Here is an 18,219-nt window from a genome sequence, read left to right on the forward strand (position 1 = left end):
CTAGATCTCCTTCTTGATAAGCCTGATGGCGTCACGAGACTGGCTTTCGGTGAGTGATCGCTCGGTCATCCTGTCGATGATGTGGCGATAGTTCTCCATCAACTTCTGCTCGTGAAGGAACACCGGGCCGTTGGCGGTGTCGAGCTGAACTGTGTCCAGGCGGGGCACGGGCCCGCTCGCGTGGATGATGCCTTGACCTGCACCCATGAACCCATTGGTGCTGAAGGTGATCACCCGAAGCGTCACGTGGGGAAGGTCCGAGTACTCAAGTAGCTGGTCCATCTGTCGCTTTGCGGCGTCACGGCCGCCGAACAGCATGCGCAGAGCGGCCTCGTGGACCAACGCGGAGTATGGCGCGGCTCCCTCTCTCATCAGGAACGCCGAACGCTGAATTCGATGCTCAACGCGGGCTTCGACGTGACGAGGTGAGAGCGGCGGGTGGACATCCTTGAAGATGGCTCTCCCGTATTCCTCCGTCTGCATGCCGCCGGGAACGTGCGAGATCTGGTACGTGAGCAGTCCCCTGGCGAAGTACTCCATCTCGGCGATGTTGAGGAAGCCAGGCGGCACGGCCCCTCGGTAGTCCTCCCACCAACCCTTGTGGCGCTCCTCGGCCATGGCCGCGAGCGCTTCCACGAAGGCGTGATCGCCCTCCTCGTAGTCGCAGGCGAGCATGCGTACCCGCTCGGCGCTGATCGGGTACTGCCCCTTCTCGATCTGCGTGATCTTCGGTCGGGCGAATCCGAACAGCGCGGCGGCTTCGGCAGTTGTGCGGCCCGCGCAGTCGCGCATCTTCCGCAGCTCGGTGCCTACTCGTTCCTGCCTGGCTGACGGGGTGGTTCGTGGTGGCATGCCCCCAAGCATCCATCGCGATCCCGCGAAGGGTCCAGCAATCCATCGATCGAGTGAAGAACGGGGTAGAAGTACCGATACATGTACCACCAGCTCTACAGTCGGTGACGCACCGATCACCGAGCCGGACGTCAGTGGCCCGCTCGGCATTTCCCCTTCACCTCTCCGGGAGATCCCTGTGCGTAACCTCAACTCCCCCTCCCTCACCCTCGCTCGCGACACCCTCCGCGACGGCATGACCCGCGTCGGCTGGTCGCCCTCCTCCATCGCGGACGCCGAGCTCGCCCTCGTCGAACTGATCGTCAACGCCTGGCGTCACGGCGAGACGACCTCCCCCGTCGTCCTCATCCACTTCCTCTCCAACCCCCTCTCCAACACCCTCCGCGTCACCGTCGCGGACCGCTCCTCCGCCCTCCCCGAGCAGCGAACGCCGTGCCCGCTCGCCGAGTCCGGCCGGGGCCTCCAGCTGGTCGCCGGCCTCACCCACCGCTGGGGCGTCGACCCCCTGAAGCTGGGCAAAATCGTTTGGTTCGAGTTGGACGGTGTCGCGTGATCGCCCACCACCCCATCCACCCGGCCGATCCGGCGCTGCGCCACCTCACGGCCCGCCAGATCACCGGACTCATCGTCGAACTCCGGACCGAGGGTCGCGAGTTCGGGCTCCTCTGGCCCTCCGCCCAGGCCGGCGAGACCAACCTCGACGGCCGCGCCCTCGTGTCCCTCGGCAACATCCCGGCGAGCACCCTCATCAACCTCCTCGCCCTCCTCCGCGAGTACAAGCGTGAGCGGGACCGCCGCCGATGCTAGGCCTCCTGACCTTCAACCTCCTGGCCTCCCTCCTCGGCGCCCTCTGCGAAACCCGCGCCCGTCACCTCCACGCCCGCACGGTCACCCCCGCAGTGCTTGCCGAGCGCCAAGCCTGCGATGCCGCAAGGCACTTCGCGGTTCCGACGGGGGCGAGCTGCACGATGCTGCGGTGTACGGCCCCGCGGCACACCGGTTGATCGCCCGTGCGCGCTCGGCGCTGGCACTGGCAGCCACCTGAGAAACCTGCGGAAGCCTCGCCGCGCATAGGAGAAATGCGGAGAAATACGGCGCACACCGGCAGGGTTGAGCCTCTACCGTGCCGGACAGGACCTTGCCGGCACCCGAGTGACCGGCACCGATCGAGAGGAGCCGGAATGGGCGAGCACGGAGACGGCAAGGGTGGCGAGGACGGGGACAAGAAGCAGTCCCCGAAGGAGTCCGACGGCCAGTGGACCAAGCCCGTGAAGCCGTCGAAGAAGTGAGCGCCAACTGATGGACGACTACGCACAGTTGCTGACCCGGATGGAATCGGCGGGGGCGCTGGGCGAGGGGTGGCGGGGCGCGTTCGAGCGTGCCCCGCGCTCTTCCTTCGTCCCGGACTCCGTCTGGGCCCCGGACGGCGACAGCCCGACCGGCTACGGCCTGATCACCCGGGCCGACCACCCGGACGCCTGGTGGGCCCTGGTGAACGCCGACGAGGTGGTGGTCACCCAGATCGATGACGACCTCGATACCGGGCCGGGCATCGCCACCTCCTCGGCCTCCATGCCGTCCCTCGTCGCGCGGATGCTCCGGCACCTGGATGTGGTCGACGGGAACACCGTGCTCGACATCGGCACCGGCACCGGATGGACGAGCGCGCTCCTCTCCGCCAGGCTCGGCGACGCCCACGTGACCACCGTCGAGGTCGATCGAGCGGTCGCCGCCGCAGCGGCCCGACGACTCACCGCAGCAGGCTTCCAGCCCAGTTGCTCGACCGGCGACGGCCTCGACGGACAGCCCCTCCGGGCGCCTTACGATCGCGTCCATTCCACGGCGGCGGTTCGCAGACTGCCGCGCGCCTGGCTCGAACAGACCCGCCCCGGCGGCGTGATCGTCACCCCCTGGGGCACGCCCTACGCCAACGCCGGACTCCTGCGCCTGGTGGTCGGCGGTCCGGGGGAGCCCTCCCACGGCAGGTTCGTGGACAACGTCAGCTTCATGTGGGTCCGCAGCCAGCGCCCCCACCCGGTGACCGAACCGACCGACCGGCCGATCCACCGGGGCTCGTCGCCGATCGACCCGGAGCTGGCGCTGGAGAACGTGGACGTGGCGTTCGCCATCGGCCTCCGGGTGCCTGGCGTTCGGTATCACCACACCTGGGACGACACAGACCCCGGCGGCACCTATCGCATGCGGCTCTCCGACGGCGCCGGCTCCTGGGCGTCCGTCCGCCACCACGACTGGGGCGCCGCCGACGCAGTCCAGCAGGCCGGGCCCCGCCGCCTGTGGGACGAGATCGTCCGCGCCCGCCGAGCATGGCTCGCCGACGGCGAACCGGATCTCACCCGCTTCGGCGTGACGATGACGCCGACCGGCGAACAGCACGTGTGGCTCGACGAGCCCGGCAACCTGATCGTCTGACCCGGCCGCGAACCCCCAGGCGCCTGACCTGAGCCCCCGCGCAGGAAGTCGGTCGGTCCGACTTCCTGCGCACAACCTTCAGAATCCCGGCCGCGTCCTGGCCACCCGTTTCGGCGCCTTCTGTGAAGCTCGCCCGCGCGGTGGAACCGGCGGCGGGCGCAGACGGTCACCTTCGGTGTGACCTCGAACGAATCGCAGACCGATCCCGTCCGCCCCCACGTCAGCCGCAGGCGCATGCTGCTGGGCGTCGCCGGCGTGGCGGCGGCCGCCGCCACCGTCGGGGGCATCGGCTGGTGGGCGCGGCGGGACGCCGACACCGGCCACCGCGTCTGGAGCCGGACCGGTACCGGCAGCCGGGTCGCCCTGTCGGCCACTCCGCAGTCCGATGTCTACGTCGCGGACTTCGACGGCACGGTCAGGGCCCTCGACCCGCGGACCGGCACCCCGCGCTGGAGCGCCGAGGTCGCCTCGCGCAACCCCGCCGACAGCAACTTCGGTTGGCCGATAGCCGCAGGTGACGGACTGGTCTGCGTGACCACCGACTCCCACGTCCACGCCCTGGACGCCGCGTCCGGAGCCGTCCGGTGGGCCGTGCCCGCGCCGGAGGGCTACCTGTCCGGATGGACGGACGGCCCCACCGTCGCCGGGGACGTGTTCGTGATCTGCGACGGCCGCGTCCACTCCTACGACGCGGCCACCGGCGAGGCCCGGTGGGCCGGCCCGCTGGAGGCCGCCTGCGGGCCGGCGGTCGCGGGCGGCACCGTGTACCTCGCCGCCCCCGCGGGTGGGATCTCCGCCCTCGACGCGAAGACCTGTGAGCGGCGCTGGGAGCAGCCCGCCGTCGGCAAGCTCGTCGACCGGCCCGTGGTCCACGAGGGCGTCCTCTACCTGTCCACTTCCGCCGCCTCCGCCCCGACCGCCTCGGCCACCTCCGCCTCGGCCACCTCCGCCTCGACCGGCGCCGCCTCGACCGTCTCCGCCCTGGACGCGGCGACCGGCCGGGTGCTCTGGCAGCGCGACGATCTCGGCCACCCCGGTGTCCATCCCGCCCCGGTCGCCGACGGGACGCTCTGCCTCCTCGACAACGACCGGGTCATCGCCGTCGAGGCGAGTACGGGCCGCAGTCGGTGGACCTCCTCGGTGCCGGACGGCCTGGGTCGGGGCATGAGCACCATGGCCGTCGCCGACGGGCGGGTCTACGTGGCGCTGAACGACGGTCGGCTGCACACCCTCGACCTCGCCACCGGCGGGCTCCAATGGCAGGACGATCCGGCCAAGTTCGGCACCGAGTACACCGGCCTCTCGCTGACGGCTTTCGGCGGCGTCGCCTACCGCGGCAGCCGGGCCGGCCTCTACGCGGCGGGCATACCCGCGGCCTGACCTCCGCGCGGGGTCTCGGCGCGGCAGGGCACCGCGCGGTGCGCCTTCAGGCAGCGGGCACTGCCCGTACGGGCCTGGCGCCCAGGCCGGCGTCACCGATATCCAGGAGAGGGAGCTTTCGAGTCGAGAGGGGGACGATGCACGCCCACGACAGGACCAAGGGTGCCGCCGGCAAGGCCCGCACGCCGGCCCGTACTTCGGATTCGGCGACCAGGAATTCGAACCGGGCGCAGGCCGCCGCCCAGTCGCTGCTCGGCCTCCAGAGCAGCCACGGCAACGCGGCCGTCGTGCAGATGCTCCGCGCGACCGGGATCCAGCGCGCGTCCGACCAGAACCGGCCCATGATCAATCACCAGAACCCGGACGACGACTGGGAGGCCGACAACACCGCGCCCGCGCGTACGGACGGTCTCGTGCTCAGCGGTCACGGCGCCTGGGAGGCCGCGAACGGCACCTTCCGGGTGCCTGCGGGGACGAGGGTGCACTTCTACACGCAGCACGGGATGGTCCTCCCCGACGACCTGGGCGGGCAGGTGGAGAACGGCGCCAACCGGGGCGGCAGCGTGGAACAGGGGCAGGAGCGTGGCGCCGCGCGCACCGTGGTGGGCGGGCGGAGCCTGCAGAACTACACCATCTCCTACCCCAGCGGTCTCACCATCCGGGGAAACCCGGCGATCGCCAGCCCGGTGGGCGGCGGGTACGACGTCGAACTCGACCCGGGGACGCCGGCCGCAACCGTCATCAACGTCGCCACGCTGACCGACCCCCAACTCGCGGGCCGCTCGATCGTCTTCGACGGCGACGTGCTGCTGAGCGACATCCTGCGGCCCGGCATGGGCGACGTGCACTTCGCGGCCTGCCGCTTCGTCGAGACCAACAGGCCCGGGACGCGCAACCAGGGCCGTCCTCAGGGCCACAATGGCCCCGGCGACCCAGGCGAGGCTGGCGGCCTCTACAACCCCTGACCCGCCCGGCCTCCAACGCTCTGCGCCCCTTGCGCCCCTTGCGTAGAAAGTCGGCCCACCCGACTTCCTGCGCAAGGGGTGCAGCCCCGAGCGGGGCTCAACCGGTCACGCGCACCACGTACTTGCCGGTGGCCCGCCCCTCCGCCATGGCGTCGTGCGCGGCGGGGACGGCGGCCAGGCCGGGGACTTCGGTGACCGGCAGCGTGAGGTCACCGGAGGCGAGCAGGTCGAGGACCGTACGGATGGCGCGGGCCAGCCGTTCGGGGGCGGTGGCGGCCAGGGAGCGGTGGCTGAAGCCGGTGACGGTGAGGTTCCCGGCCATCAGGCGGCCGAGCGGCGGCAGGTCGGCGACGGCGCCGCCGCCCGCGTTGCCGAAGAGGACGATCCGGCCGCCGGGTGCGGTGAGTTCGAGGTCGAGCTCCAGGGCCTCGGTGCCCAGCGGGTCCAGCACGAGGTCGACGCCCCGGCCCCCGGTCGCGGCCCGGACGGCCTCGGGCAGCGCCTCGTCGCGGGCGAAGGCGTGGTGGTAGCCGGAGGCGACGGCGGCCGCCGCCTTCTCCGGGCGGCCCACCGTGCCGATCAGCCGGCCGCCGCCCCCGATCAGCGGGGCCAGCTGGGCGACGGCGTGGCCGATCCCGCCGCCGGCCGAGTGCACCAGGACGGTGTCCCCGGCGGTGAGCCGGCCGGCATCGGTGAGCAGCAGCACGGCGGTGGCCAGGCCCAGCGGGGCGGCGGCGGCCTCGCGCAGCGCCAGCCCATCCGGGACGGGCACGGTGAGCGCGGCCTCGGCGAGCACCACCTCGGCCAGGCCGCCGCCGACGGGCGCGGCCGCCACCCGGTCGCCCACCGCCAGTCCGGTGACGCCCTCGCCGACCGCCCGGACGGTGCCGGCCACCTCCTTGCCCGGCCGGTACGGCCAGGCGGTGACGTAGCCGGCGTCACCCCGGCGGCCCATCACGTCGACGAAGTTCAGCCCGGCGTAGGCGACGTCGACCGCCACCTGGCCGGGGCCGGGGCTCGGGGCCTCGACCTCCCGGATCTCCGTGTGCTCGGCCCCACCGGGTGCGGTCATCACCAGTGCGCGCATGTCGGTCCCCCTCGGCTACGATGTTCGACGAACGACGAAATTGACGTGGGGCAGTGGTACCACGCAGTTTCGATGATTGTCGAACATCGCAGATCAAGCGCAGATCGAGCGCGGATCAAACGCGGATCAACCGCAGATCAGGGAGGTCGGATCATGCCCCGCAGCACCCGGCGCCGACCGGCGCTCGCCCACCCCGCGACCGGGGAGATCGACCTGCTCGACGTCCTGCACGCGCTCTCCGACCCCACCCGGATGACCATCGTGCGCATCCTGCGCGCCGAACCCGAGCGGGCCTGCGGCACCTTCCCGGTGGACGTCGCGCCCTCCACCCTCAGTCACCACTTCAAGGTGCTGCGCGAGTCCGGCCTGATCCGCCAGCGCGAGGAGGCCAACCGCAAGTTCTCCGCCCTGCGCGCCGTCGACCTGGAGCAGCGCTTCCCCGGCCTCCTCGACACCATCCTCGCCGCCCACGCGCGGACCGAAGCCGACGCGCGGGCCGAAGCCGACGCGCAGGCGGAAGCCGACGTACAGGCCGAAGCCCGCGCGTAGGCGGCCGCCCGCGCGCGGCGGCGTCGCCCGTCAGCGCAGGCGCGAGGAGGACAGGATCGACGCCAGGTGCGCCACCACCATGCCCCAGGTGATCACCGCGATCCCCGCGACCGCCGCCCGCGTCGCGTCCAGGTTGCCGAGCGCCGCGTCCACCACGGCCGCCGCCAGCAGCACCAGGGAGGCCTCGATGCCGTTCGTCACCCGGTGGATCTTGAACACCGAGGCGAGCCGGCGCGCGGTCGCGATGCCCTGCGAGCGCGGCTGGGTGGACTCCTCGTCCGCCGGGGCCTGTCCGCTGCGGGCCCGGGCCACGTCCACCAGGTCCGTCGAGGCCTTGAGCAGCACCACGCCCAGCGCGGCCGCCAGGCCCACCGACACCCACAGCTCCGACCCGCCCCGGGCCGCCCGCACGCCCGCGCCGATCATCAGCGCCGCGTCCGCCAGATAGGCGCCGAGCCGGTCCACGTAGACCCCGGCCATGCTGAACTGGCGCTTCCAGCGCGCCACTTCGCCGTCGACGCAGTCGAAGAGCAGGAACAGCTGGAACAGCACCGCCGCCAGCACGGCGCCGGTCAGGCCGGGGATCAGCAGGGCCGCCCCGCCGCCGACCCCGCAGACCACCATCACCCAGGTGAGGGTGTTCGGCGACACCGAGGTGCGTACCAACTGCCGGGTCGTGCGCAGCGAGATGCGGCGCATGTACAGCCGTCCCGCCCAGTGCTCACCGTTGCGGCTCTGCAGCTTGGCCTGCGGCTGGCACACCTCGCGCAAGTCCGCGAGCGCCGGAGCAGCCACCATGACGACATCCCTCCACCTGTCCCGAAACGATCACCACAGGCTACGGCCTCCCGGGTGCCGTCCCGACCGGCCCCTCGTCGCCGTCCGGAGGCGGGGGAGCCGCCTGCCGGGCGGCCCCGGGAGGAAAACCGGTGGGCCGCCGGAGGGCCCCGGGGCTAGGCTTCGCGGGTTCGTCGGAACCGGAAGCCCCGGCCCCGATCACCCGCCTCCGCAAGCCGGTTGACGTGGTCCGGAGCGCAACGAGGAGTGCTGATCATGGTGACCACAGGCGGCGCGGCGCACAGCCCGGACCTGGCCGAACTGCTGGCCGGCCACCGGCCGCAGGGCCCGACGGAGACCGCCGACCACGAGCGCGTCCGCCACCTCACCGGGGCCGCCGACGCCTGGGACCGCGGGACGCCGCTGCACTTCACCGCCTCCGCGCTGATCGTCCACCCGCCGACCCGGCGCGTCCTCCTGCGTTGGCACGTCCGCCAGCAGGCCTGGCTCCAGGTCGGCGGCCACGGAGACCCGGGGGAGACCCTGCCGCTGGACATCGCGCTGCGCGAAGGCCTGGAGGAGACCGGACTCGCCGATCTCACCCCGTGGCCCGACGCCGCCCTCGTCCACCTCGCCGTCGTGCCCGTCCCGGCCTCGCCCGTCGAGCCGGCCCACGAACACGCCGACCTGCGCTTCCTGCTGGCCACCGGCACCCCGGAGCGGGCGCGGCCGGAGAACCCCGCCGCCCCGCTGGAGTGGCTCACCATCGCCGAGGCCCGGCAGCGGACCACCGAGGAGAACCTCCGCGAAACGCTCGACCGGGCCGGCCGCCTGCTCGACGCCCCCGCCTGACCTTCCGAACCCCGCTGGAGCACACCCGGATGCACACCGACCAGACCCTCATCTTCGACGCCGACGACACGCTCTGGGAGAACAACGTCCTCTTCGAGCGCGTCATCGACGGCTTCCTGGACTGGGTCGCCACCCCGGCCGACCGCGAGCGCGCCAGGGCCGTCCTCAACGAGATCGAAGCCGCCAACTCCGCCGCCCTCGGCTACGGCGCCGCCGTGTTCCGGCAGAGCCTCGCCGACTGCCTGCGGCGGCTGAACGGCGATCTCACCCCCACCCCGGCCGAAGAAGCCCGGATCGACGGTCTCCTCACTCCGCTCAGCAACCGCGAGATCGAGCTGATCCCCGGCGTCGCCGACACCCTCGCCGACCTCGCCGGACGCCACCAGCTGCTGCTGCTCACCAAGGGCGACCTCGACGAGCAGCAGCGCAAGGTGACGGCCTCCACGATCGACCACCACTTCCGCGGCGTCCACATCGTGGCCGAGAAGTCGGCGGACACCTACCGGCGGCTCAGTGCCGAGCTCGGCCTCGACCCCGACCGGACCTGGATGATCGGCAACTCGCCCAAGTCCGACATCGCCCCGGCCCGCCAGGCCGGTCTGCGCACGGTCTTCATCCCGCACGAGCACACCTGGGTGCTGGAGCACCAGGACCTCGGCCCCGACGAGGCGACGCTCCAGCTGGCGGCCTTCCCCGAGTTGCTGCGGCACTTCTGACGCAGGCCGACGCGGTCGGCGGCCTCGGCGGGTCCGCCGAGATCAGCGGGTTCGGCGGCGGTGCTCACAGCGCGAGGCTCACAGCGCGAGCGCCGTCGCCGGCGCCGGTGTGCCGCCCCGGTGCAGCCAGGCCCGCTCCGCGGCCGTCCACGTGCTCGTCGTCACCAGGTGGAGCGCCGCGGCCACCGGCACCAGCATCGCGAACAGCACCGACCCGAAGGACAGGTAGGGCAGCAGCCCCGCCCCCGGCTGAGGGGTCGGCTGCGCGGCCGCCGCCCGCCTGGCCCGGCGGAAGTTGACGTACCCGACCGCCGCCAGCCCGGCGTACAGCAGGCCGAACACCGCCAACTGCCCGGCGCCGTGCGCGCTCCCGACGTGCAGGCCGAGCGGCACGCCGAACAGGGTGTGGTCCAGCAGGCCGTTCGGGGTGGTGAACAGGCGGTACATCACCGAGAAGAACGGAATCTGCACCAGCATCGGCAGACACCCCGCGAACGGCGAGGCCCGCTCCTCCCGGTACAGCTCGGCGAGCGCCTCCCGCAGCTTCTCCGGGCGGTCCTTGAACCGCCGGTTCACCTCGGCGACCTTCGGCGCCAGCCGCGCCCGCGACTTCTCCCCCCGCGCCGCCGCGCGCGCGAAGGGATGCAACGCCAGCCGGACGGCGACGGTGAACAGGACGATCGCCAGCGCGGTCGGCAGTACCTGGGCCAGCGCGGCGACGGCGGCATGGGCGACGGCGACGGCCGGGTCGAGAACAGCGAGAACGGACATGGTGGAGCGAGCCCTCCGGGGGTCTCGGAAAACGAGTGGTCGACGGAGGACGGCCGCGTGGAACGGCGGAAGACGACGAAGCTACGCGGCCGCCGGGGCCGCACCCGGTGCCCTCGGGCGTCGCCTGCCCCGGGCATCGGGATCGCGCTGCGGCAGGAAGGCCGTACGGAACGCGCGCCTCCGCAGCACCCCGCTGCGCACCGCCGTGGGCGCCCGCGCCCCCAGCAGCCGCGCCCCCGCCAGCGTGCCCGCGACCGCACCGGCCAGCAGCGCCACGGCGGCGACCGCCGCCACCGACGCGACCGTCCCGCCCTCGGTCACCAGCTCCCCGGTCAGCACCCGGAGCAGCCCGAGCAGCATCGCGACGACGGTCATGCGCTGCTCCTCCTTCGGCGTGACGGACCCGGGGCCGCACGGGCCTCCCGGCCCTCGGGCTTCGGCCCCATGGACTCGGGGCCGGACTTCAGACGTTCAGGACGATCGCCGGGCCCGCCGAGTTCCCGCCCGGCGCGGAATTCCCGTGGCGCACCCGCCGCGCCGAGGCGCTTCGCGAGGCGGCGCAGGGGCGTAGCCGCAGGTGCTACACGGGGCTACCGTGGAGGGATGAAGACGATTACCCAGCGGGAGTTCCGGAACAACTCCGCCGCGGTGATGGACGCGGTGGAGGCCGGGGAGACCTTCCACATCACCAGGAACGGGGTCGAGGTCGCGGAGCTGCGACCGGTGTCCGGACGGCGGCGGCTCACGGCGGAGGAGCTGGTGGCGCGGCACGTGAAGCTGCCGCGGGTGGACTACCAGCAGATGCGCAAGGAGGCCGAGGAGTACCTCGGGCCGGAGGAGCTGGTGGGCGACGAGGGCGACGACCCGTTCGAGCGGCGGCGTGGCTGAGCGCAGGCGGGCAGCCCGGCGGCGGCCGGCCGGGGTGCTCGACACCTGTGTCTACATCGATCTGGCCCTGCTCTCCCCGGCGGCCCTGCCGGCCGTGCCGGAGCTGACCGCGATCACCTTCGCGGAGCTGCAACAGGGCGTGTCGATGGCCCGCGACCCGGTCAGCCGGGCCGCCCGGCTGGAGGTGCTGGGCGCGGCGATGGCCGACTTCGACCCGCTGCCCTTCGACGCGGCGGCGGCCGCCCGCTACGGCACGCTGGTGACCCTCACCATCGCCGCGGGGCGGCAGCCGCGCCCGCGCCGGATCGACCTGATGATCGCGGCCGTGGCCTCGGCCCACGGCCTGCCGCTGTACACCCGCAACGTCGCGGACTTCCGGGGCCTGGGCTCGGCGGTGGAGATCATCGGGGTGTGACGGCTGCCGCCCGTGGTTCTCCTCACCCTCACCCTCTTCGTGCTCTTCGCGTTCTCGCGCCGGTGGCCTGCCGCCCCGCCCGCCGGCCGCTCATCCAAGCAGCTTAGAAGTGGAATTGAGGGGGCGGCAGGCCCGGTGGCGGCTCAGCCCAGGCGGACCGTGGTGCCCGTGGCGGCGGAGGCCCGGGCGGCCTCCAGCACGGCCAGGGTGGCCACCGCGTCGCGCGGGTCGACCGGGGGCGGGGTGCCCGGGGAGGCCAGGGCGGCGGCGATGCCCGCGTAGAAGGCGGGGTAGTCGCCCGGCTCGGTGGGCAGCGCGATCGAGGACTCGTCGGTGCCGAGGGTGCCGTACTGCGAGGGCTGGTCGGCACCCCACGGGCGGGCGCCGTCCGGTCGGTGCCCGGCCCGCAGCTCCGCCTCCTGCGGGTCCATGCCGGGCTTGACGTACCCGGCGGCGTCGCCGAGCACCCGCAGCCGGGGGCCGATCAGCGGGGTGATGGCGCTGGTCCACAGGTGCGAGCGGGTGCCGGAGGCGTGGGTGAGGGCGAGGAAGGCGTCGTCGTCGACGACCGCGCCGTCCCGGCGCACGTCGACCTCCGCGTACACCGTCTCCACCGGGCCGAACAGCGTCAGCGCCTGGTCCACCAGGTGGCTGCCCAGGTCGTACAGCGTGCCGCCGACCTCCGCCGGGTCGGCGAGCTCACGCCAGCCGGGCTTGGGCTTCGGGCGGAACCGCTCGAAGCGGGACTCGAAGCGGTGCACCCGGCCGAGCGCGCCGCCCCGGACCAGCCGGGCGGCGGTCAGGAAGTCGCCGTCCCAGCGCCGGTTCTGGAACACGGAGAGCAGGGTCCCCCGGGCCTCGGCGAGCTGGCACAGCTCCAGCGCCTCGGCGGCGGTGCCGGCCAGCGGCTTGTCGACGACGGTGGCCAGCCCGGCGCGCAGGGCGGCGCGGGCGAGCGGCGCGTGGGTGCGGTTGGGCGAGGCGACGACGACGAGGTCGAGCGCGTCCGGGTCGGCGAGCAGCTGCTCGGGGGTGTCGACGGCGCGGGCGCCGGGGTGTTCGCGGCGCAGCTGCTCGCGGCGCTCGGGGTTGGCGGTGACCACGGCGTCCAGCCGCAGCCCCGGCGTGGTGGCGATGAGCGGGGCGTGGAAGGCGGAGCCGGCCAGGCCGTAGCCGATCAGGCCGACGCGGAACGGGCGGTCCGGGGAGGACGAGGGGGTCGAGGCGCTCATGCGCCCACTCAATCACGAGGCGCCCGGTTGCTCCCGGTTTCGCAGCGGCGGAGCCGGGAGGCGGGGCGGACGTCGGTTCGCGTCCTCGCTCGTCGGGCGGCATGGGGGCAGGCGTCTCAGGGTAGTTGACGGATCAGCCGACGCAGCCGGGTACCGAGGGGGAGCTGCCGACGCAGTTGTCGGGGGTGTTTCCACTGACCGGTGTCGTGGTGAGTGTCATGGTGCCGTTCTGCCGGTAGATGCCGCCGGCCGTCATGACGGCCTGGTTGGCGCTGATCCGGGTGCTGGTCAGCGTGGTGGCGGTGGAGTCGATGGCGGCGATGCCGCCGCCCTGGGATCCGGAGCTGTTGCCCGCGTCGATGAAACTGCTGGTGGTGGTGAGCGAGCCGCGCAGGCCGTTGTAGATCCCGCCGCCCTGGCCGGTGGCGCTGTTCCCGGCCACGGTGCTGTTCGTGAAGGTCGCCACCGCCCCCTTCTGGGGGGCGCCGACGTCCTCGTTGGCCAGGCCGCCGCCCCTGCCCTGGGCGGTGTTGCCGGTCAGGGCGCTGGCCGTGAGGGTCACCGCGCCGTAGTTGAGGATGCCGCCGCCGTCGGTGACGGCGGAGCCGTTGCTGAGGGTGACGTTGCCCTTGAGGGTGAGGCTGGCGCCCGCGGCCACCTTGGCGATGCGGAAGCCGGCCGTACCGGCCGTCGTCGAGCGCGTGATGGTGTCGTTGTCGCCGGTCAGGGTGATGGCGGTGGTGATGACCGGCAGCGCGTTCGCGCCGTCGGTGTCACTGCTGTGCGACGAGGCGATGGTGTAGACGCAGTCGGTCGCGAGGACGACGTTGCCCCCGCCGGCGCTGTTGGCGGCGTTGATCGCCGCGACCAGCGCCGTCTCGTTGCAGGCCACGGCCGCCTGTGCGGAGGCGGGGGCCAGTGTGGCCAGCCCGGCGGTCAGGACGACGGAGCCGGCGAGGACCGGGACGGTGCGGATGCGTCGCATGACGTTCCCTTCGGGTTGATGGAGACCCCCGTGTTCGTGGTGCCGTGCCCGCAGCGGCTGCGGCTGCGGCTGCTGCTGCTGCGGGCACGGGCACGGGCACGGGCACGGGCACGGGCACGGGCACGGCTCGCGCGAGCAGGCCGGGCCAGGCCAGGCCAGGCCGTGGAGGCTTCGCGCCACGGCCTGACCCGGCGGCCGAGCGATGCCGCGCGTCCGTCTCAGGTGGTGGGGGTCACCGTGACGGCGCAGGCCTTCACGGCGGCGGCGCTGGCAGTGGCGGCGGTGGCGGCCGAGGTGGCGGCAGCGGCGGAGGAGGTGACCGCGGCGGCCTCGGCGGCGCTGGCGCTGGTGGCGGCTGCGGCCTCGGCGGCGGCGTTGGGTGGCACGGCTTGGGTCGCCGCGATGAAGGTCTTGAGGGCGGCGGCGGCCGATGCGGCGTCGGCCTGCGCCGCGGCTGCCGCGGTGGAGGCGTTGGAGGCGGCGACCGACGAGGAGACGGTGGCGACCGCGCAGGCCACGGCGTCCCTGCGGGTCTGACCGGTCGATGCGGAACTCGGTGTGTTCGTCGAGGTGTTGGCCTCGGCCACAGCCACGCCACCGGCCAGCAAGGTGCCGACGGCAAGAGCTGCGACGGCTATGCGATGGATCTTCATGGGGCCCTGTTCTGGGAAGGATGGGCTCACGCGCCCGGCAGCACAGCCGAACACGGATGCCACGGTGACGAGAGCCGAACCGGCTCTCACCAGAACAAGAACACCGAGCGGCCCGCCTGTCCCTTCGATCATCGCGCCGAGGTGCCGAAAGCCGGACCGGAACTGTCCGACTTCCTGTGCGACTTCGCTGGTCAGGAGCGCACGGGAAGATCCGGTACGAACCGCCCGGTGGTCCCCTCATCGGCGTAGCGCGTTTGCGCGGACGAACCCGTCCACCGGCCGACTGCCTCCGTTCGCACCGCGGCCGTGCCCGGGCGGAAGTGGTGCCTGCGGATGCGTTGCCGCAGGCGTGCTGTGGCCGTTCCCGTCCGGGGCCGCCCCGGTCGGCCCGAGGAGGCAGGCTCTAGGCTGGTCCGTGTTGGGGCAGCCAGTGGCGCCCGGCCGGCCGAGGGTGTCCGGTCCGGAGCGATGTGCGAAATCGTTCAGAACCGTTGCAAGACCAAGGAGACACCTACGTGGCAGACCGCAAGCCCATCGAGTCCTGGCTGACCGACATGGACGGCGTCCTCATCCACGAGGGCACGCCCATTCCCGGTGCGAAGGAGTTCCTGCGCAGGCTGCGGGAGTCCGGCAAGCCGTTCCTGGTCCTCACCAACAACTCCATCTACACCCCGCGCGACCTCAGCGCCCGCCTGGCCGGGATGGGCCTGGAGGTGCCGGAGGAGTGCATCTGGACCTCCGCCCTGGCCACCGCCAAGTTCCTCAAGGGCCAGCGCCCGGGCGGCACCGCCTACGTGATCGGCGAGGCGGGGCTCACCACCGCGCTGTACCAGGCCGGTTACGTGCTGACCGACAACAACCCGGACTACGTCGTCCTCGGCGAGACCCGCACCTACAGCTTCGAGGCGCTCACCAAGGCGATCCGCCTGATCAACCAGGGCGCCCGGTTCATCTGCACCAACCCCGACGAGACCGGCCCGTCCCCCGAGGGCGTGCTGCCGGCCACCGGCTCGGTCGCGGCCCTGATCACCAAGGCGACCGGCGTCGAGCCGTACTTCGTCGGCAAGCCCAACCCGCTGATGATGCGCGAGGCGCTGAACACCGCCGGGGCCCACTCCGAGACCGCCGTGATGATCGGCGACCGGATGGACACCGACATCGTCGCCGGGATGGAGGCCGGCATGGAGACCATCCTGGTGCTCACCGGCCTGACCGCCGCCGCCGACGTCGAGCGCTTCCCGTACCGGCCGACCCGGGTGGTCAAGTCGATCGCGGACCTGGTCGAGCTGGTCTAGCCTCTGCGGTGCTGTCGTGGGCCCCGTTCCGGCCGGTCGCCGGGGCGGGGCCCGTTTCGTACCTGTGGGGAGGCAACGGCGCGATGAGTGCGACGGGGGATGCGGGGCCGCCGGAGGCGCGGCGGGATGCTGCGGGCGCCGGGGGCGTCGGCGGGGAGGCCGACGAGAAGCGGGTCACCTGGGCCGAGCTCTACTTCGACCTGGTCTTCGTCTTCGCGATCACCCAGGTCTCCGGGCTGCTGCACCACCACCACGACGCCACCGGGCTGGTCCGGGCGCTGGTGGTGTTCGTGCCGGTGTACTGGTGCTGGGTGGGCACCACCGTGCAGGCCAACATCCGGGACGTGGACAACCTGCGGGACCGCCTCGGCATCCTGGCGGTCGGGCTGGCCGGCCTGTTCATGGCGCTCGCCGTCCCGGGCGCGTACGGCGGGCGGGGCGTGCTGCTCGGCGCCGCGTACTGGCTGGCCCGGCTGGTGCTGCTGCTCCTGCTGATCCGCCTGCCGGGCGTCTGGCGCGGCCCGTACGGCGCCGGCGTGCTGGTCAGCGGGCCGCTGCTGGTCGTGGGCGGGCTGCTGCCGGACGGGCCGCGGCTGGCCCTGTGGGCGGCGGCCGCGCTCTGCGACCTGGCCGCGCCGCTGGTGTTCCGGCGGCGGCTGGCGGCGGTGGCGTACCACCCCTCGCACATGCCGGAGCGGTTCGCGCTGTTCCTGCTGGTGGCGCTCGGCGAGTCGATCGTCGGGATCGGCGGGACGGCGGCCGGCGCCCGGCTGGACGTGGCCGAACTCGCCGCAGTGGCCGCCGCGTTCACCATCTCGGCGGGGCTGTGGTGGCAGTACTTCGTGTATGCGGCGGACGCCATGCGGTACGCCGTGGAGGTCGCCGACTCCCGGCGGGACGTCGTCCGGCGGATCTTCCAGTACGGGCACCTGGCGTTGGCCGCCGGGGTGATCGGGGTGGCGGTCGGCTTCGGGGAGACCGTCGCGGACCCGTGGCGGGCGCTGGGCCCGGGGTCGGTGGCGCTGCTGTACGGCGGGTGCGGGCTGTACCTGCTGACCTTCGGGTACACCCGCTGGATGATGTTCCGCAAGGTGGCGACGACCCGGCTCGGTGCGGCGGCGGTGGTGCTGGGGCTGGCACCGGCGGTGGTGCGGCTGCCGGCGCTGGCGGTGCTGGTGGCACTGGCGGTGCTGCTGGTGGCGCTCAACGTGGTGGAGCACGTCCGGGTGGTGCGGGCGGCCGGTTCGGGCCCCGCGCCGGCGGCTCCTGCCGGGGCCCCGCTTCCCACTGGGGCCCCGCTTCCCGCTGGGGCCCCGTTGCCTGTTGGGGCCCCGCTGCCTGTCGGGTCGGCACTTCCCGCTGGGTCCGTGCCGCCTTCTGCGGCTTCGGCGGAGTGAGTTGTCGGTGGGGCTGTGTAGCGTTCGGGGTGAAAGAGGGCGTGCGGCACAACAGCCGCGGTGTGGGAGGTAGATGTCGTGACGGACACGGTCGAGGCGGGCGTGGTGGAGGCCGGCGAGGGCGGCGGGCTGGAACTGCCCGAGTCCTGGCGCCCGGTGCTGGGCGCCGAGACGGAGAAGCCGTACTTCGCCGAGCTGGCGGCCTTCGTGGCGGCCGAGCGCGCGCAGCACCAGGTGTTCCCGCCGAGCGGCCAGGAGTTCGCCGCGCTGGAGGCCACGCCGTACGAGAAGGTCCGGGTGCTGGTCCTCGGGCAGGACCCGTACCACGACGACGGCCAGGCCCACGGCATGAGCTTCTCGGTGCTGCCCGGCACCAGGACGCCGCCGTCGCTGCGCAACATCTTCAAGGAGCTGGACGCCGACCTCGGCATCCCCGCCCCGGACAACGGCTACCTGATGCACTGGGCCGAGCAGGGCGTCCTGCTGCTCAACGCGGTGCTCACGGTGCGCGCGCACGAGGCCAACTCGCACAAGGCGAAGGGCTGGGAGAAGTTCACCGACGCCGTGATCAAGGCGGTGAGTGAGCGCGAGGAGCCGGTGGTCTTCGTGCTGTGGGGCAACTACGCGAAGAAGAAGCTGCCGCTGATCGACACGTCCAAGCACGTGGTCGTGCAGGGCGCGCACCCGTCGCCGCTGTCGGCCAAGCTGTTCTTCGGCAGCCGCCCGTTCTCGCAGATCGACACGGCGCTGGACGGCTTCGGCGGCGAGCCGATCGACTGGCAGGTGCCCAACCTGAAGCAGGGCTGAGCATCTGGGGCCGAGTATCCGGGGCCGGGCGCCCGGGGGTTGGGTGAGGGGTGGTCCGGGCGGGCGGGGTCGCCCGTCCGGACCACCCCTCACGGCCACCCGGCGTTCACCGCCCGTCGCGGGCGGGCGGTGGCCGGTGTGCTTAGCTGGTGCCGACCGGTCGCCGGA

Annotated in this window: 21 protein-coding genes; 13 read left to right on the plus strand and 8 right to left on the minus strand. The window is 73.0% G+C overall.

The window, feature by feature from the left end:
- Positions 1-852, minus strand: a complete 852-nt coding sequence (locus OG556_RS22530; RefSeq protein WP_371518747.1) for a helix-turn-helix domain-containing protein — start codon at positions 850-852, stop codon at positions 1-3.
- Between the two features lie 178 nt (positions 853-1,030).
- Here OG556_RS22530 and OG556_RS22535 point away from each other — a divergent pair, with 178 nt between their 5' ends.
- The 5 genes from OG556_RS22535 to OG556_RS22555 all read left to right on the plus strand — a co-directional run bounded on the left by OG556_RS22535 (position 1,031) and on the right by OG556_RS22555 (position 5,627).
- Positions 1,031-1,405, plus strand: a complete 375-nt coding sequence (locus OG556_RS22535; RefSeq protein WP_371518750.1) for an ATP-binding protein — start codon at positions 1,031-1,033, stop codon at positions 1,403-1,405.
- The gene (locus tag OG556_RS22540) at positions 1,402-1,659 is read left to right on the plus strand and encodes a hypothetical protein (RefSeq protein WP_371518753.1); all 258 of its coding nucleotides are present in this window, start codon (positions 1,402-1,404) and stop codon (positions 1,657-1,659) included. The genes OG556_RS22535 and OG556_RS22540 overlap by 4 nt, the downstream gene beginning before the upstream one ends.
- A gap of 492 nt (positions 1,660-2,151) precedes the next feature.
- The gene (locus tag OG556_RS22545) at positions 2,152-3,282 is read left to right on the plus strand and encodes a methyltransferase domain-containing protein (RefSeq protein WP_371518755.1); all 1,131 of its coding nucleotides are present in this window, start codon (positions 2,152-2,154) and stop codon (positions 3,280-3,282) included.
- 177 nt (positions 3,283-3,459) lie between these two features.
- Positions 3,460-4,662 (plus strand): PQQ-binding-like beta-propeller repeat protein, encoded by a 1,203-nt coding sequence (locus OG556_RS22550; protein WP_371518757.1) that lies wholly within the window; start codon positions 3,460-3,462, stop codon positions 4,660-4,662.
- A 137-nt stretch (positions 4,663-4,799) separates the two neighbouring features.
- Complete coding sequence (locus OG556_RS22555) at positions 4,800-5,627, plus strand: putative adhesin (protein WP_371518760.1); 828 nt, start codon at positions 4,800-4,802, stop codon at positions 5,625-5,627.
- Between the two features lie 97 nt (positions 5,628-5,724).
- Here the strand turns inward: OG556_RS22555 and OG556_RS22560 are convergent, their stop codons facing one another.
- Positions 5,725-6,714, minus strand: coding sequence for a zinc-binding alcohol dehydrogenase family protein (locus OG556_RS22560; RefSeq protein ID WP_371518763.1), 990 nt, complete (start codon positions 6,712-6,714; stop codon positions 5,725-5,727).
- Between the two features lie 153 nt (positions 6,715-6,867).
- Here OG556_RS22560 and OG556_RS22565 point away from each other — a divergent pair, with 153 nt between their 5' ends.
- Positions 6,868-7,263: an ArsR/SmtB family transcription factor gene (locus tag OG556_RS22565; protein WP_371518766.1), complete on the plus strand. Its 396-nt coding sequence runs from the start codon at positions 6,868-6,870 to the stop codon at positions 7,261-7,263.
- A gap of 30 nt (positions 7,264-7,293) precedes the next feature.
- Here the strand turns inward: OG556_RS22565 and OG556_RS22570 are convergent, their stop codons facing one another.
- Positions 7,294-8,061 carry a CDP-alcohol phosphatidyltransferase family protein gene (locus OG556_RS22570; protein WP_063349245.1) on the minus strand — a complete coding sequence of 256 codons (768 nt, stop codon included), beginning with the start codon at positions 8,059-8,061 and terminating at the stop codon, positions 7,294-7,296.
- Between the two features lie 255 nt (positions 8,062-8,316).
- Here OG556_RS22570 and OG556_RS22575 point away from each other — a divergent pair, with 255 nt between their 5' ends.
- Together OG556_RS22575 and OG556_RS22580 are read left to right on the plus strand one after the other, a co-directional pair.
- Positions 8,317-8,892, plus strand: coding sequence for an NUDIX hydrolase (locus OG556_RS22575; protein WP_371518769.1), 576 nt, complete (start codon positions 8,317-8,319; stop codon positions 8,890-8,892).
- Between the two features lie 29 nt (positions 8,893-8,921).
- A complete protein-coding gene (locus OG556_RS22580; protein WP_371518772.1) occupies positions 8,922-9,608 on the plus strand; it encodes an HAD family hydrolase in 687 nt (228 codons plus the stop codon).
- Positions 9,609-9,686: 78 nt separating this feature from the next.
- Here the strand turns inward: OG556_RS22580 and OG556_RS22585 are convergent, their stop codons facing one another.
- Positions 9,687-10,379: a YidC/Oxa1 family membrane protein insertase gene (locus OG556_RS22585; RefSeq protein WP_371518775.1), complete on the minus strand. Its 693-nt coding sequence runs from the start codon at positions 10,377-10,379 to the stop codon at positions 9,687-9,689.
- An 81-nt stretch (positions 10,380-10,460) separates the two neighbouring features.
- The gene (locus tag OG556_RS22590; protein WP_063349248.1) at positions 10,461-10,754 is read right to left on the minus strand and encodes a DUF6412 domain-containing protein; all 294 of its coding nucleotides are present in this window, start codon (positions 10,752-10,754) and stop codon (positions 10,461-10,463) included.
- A 228-nt stretch (positions 10,755-10,982) separates the two neighbouring features.
- Here OG556_RS22590 and OG556_RS22595 point away from each other — a divergent pair, with 228 nt between their 5' ends.
- Together OG556_RS22595 and OG556_RS22600 are read left to right on the plus strand one after the other, a co-directional pair.
- Complete coding sequence (locus tag OG556_RS22595) at positions 10,983-11,267, plus strand: type II toxin-antitoxin system Phd/YefM family antitoxin (RefSeq protein WP_371518778.1); 285 nt, start codon at positions 10,983-10,985, stop codon at positions 11,265-11,267.
- On the plus strand, positions 11,260-11,682 hold the full coding sequence (locus OG556_RS22600; RefSeq protein ID WP_371518780.1) for a type II toxin-antitoxin system VapC family toxin: 423 nt from the start codon (positions 11,260-11,262) through the stop codon (positions 11,680-11,682). Before OG556_RS22595 ends, OG556_RS22600 begins: the two co-directional genes overlap by 8 nt.
- A gap of 143 nt (positions 11,683-11,825) precedes the next feature.
- Here the strand turns inward: OG556_RS22600 and OG556_RS22605 are convergent, their stop codons facing one another.
- The 3 genes from OG556_RS22605 to OG556_RS22615 form a co-directional block, all read right to left on the minus strand.
- Positions 11,826-12,914, minus strand: coding sequence for a Gfo/Idh/MocA family oxidoreductase (locus OG556_RS22605; RefSeq protein WP_371518782.1), 1,089 nt, complete (start codon positions 12,912-12,914; stop codon positions 11,826-11,828).
- A gap of 133 nt (positions 12,915-13,047) precedes the next feature.
- Positions 13,048-13,899 carry a hypothetical protein gene (locus OG556_RS22610; RefSeq protein WP_371518783.1) on the minus strand — a complete coding sequence of 284 codons (852 nt, stop codon included), beginning with the start codon at positions 13,897-13,899 and terminating at the stop codon, positions 13,048-13,050.
- Between the two features lie 218 nt (positions 13,900-14,117).
- Positions 14,118-14,552 carry a hypothetical protein gene (locus tag OG556_RS22615; protein WP_371518784.1) on the minus strand — a complete coding sequence of 145 codons (435 nt, stop codon included), beginning with the start codon at positions 14,550-14,552 and terminating at the stop codon, positions 14,118-14,120.
- 515 nt (positions 14,553-15,067) lie between these two features.
- Here OG556_RS22615 and OG556_RS22620 point away from each other — a divergent pair.
- The 3 genes from OG556_RS22620 to OG556_RS22630 all read left to right on the plus strand — a co-directional run bounded on the left by OG556_RS22620 (position 15,068) and on the right by OG556_RS22630 (position 18,051).
- On the plus strand, positions 15,068-15,847 hold the full coding sequence (locus tag OG556_RS22620; protein WP_063349252.1) for an HAD-IIA family hydrolase: 780 nt from the start codon (positions 15,068-15,070) through the stop codon (positions 15,845-15,847).
- 83 nt (positions 15,848-15,930) lie between these two features.
- Entirely contained in the window at positions 15,931-17,244 is a 1,314-nt protein-coding gene (locus tag OG556_RS22625; protein ID WP_371518785.1) for a low temperature requirement protein A, read from the plus strand.
- A 78-nt stretch (positions 17,245-17,322) separates the two neighbouring features.
- Complete coding sequence (locus OG556_RS22630) at positions 17,323-18,051, plus strand: uracil-DNA glycosylase (RefSeq protein WP_244293451.1); 729 nt, start codon at positions 17,323-17,325, stop codon at positions 18,049-18,051.
- Positions 18,052-18,219 lie beyond the last annotated feature (168 nt).

This window comes from Kitasatospora sp. NBC_01300 (genome assembly GCF_041435235.1).
Classification (GTDB): domain Bacteria; phylum Actinomycetota; class Actinomycetes; order Streptomycetales; family Streptomycetaceae; genus Kitasatospora.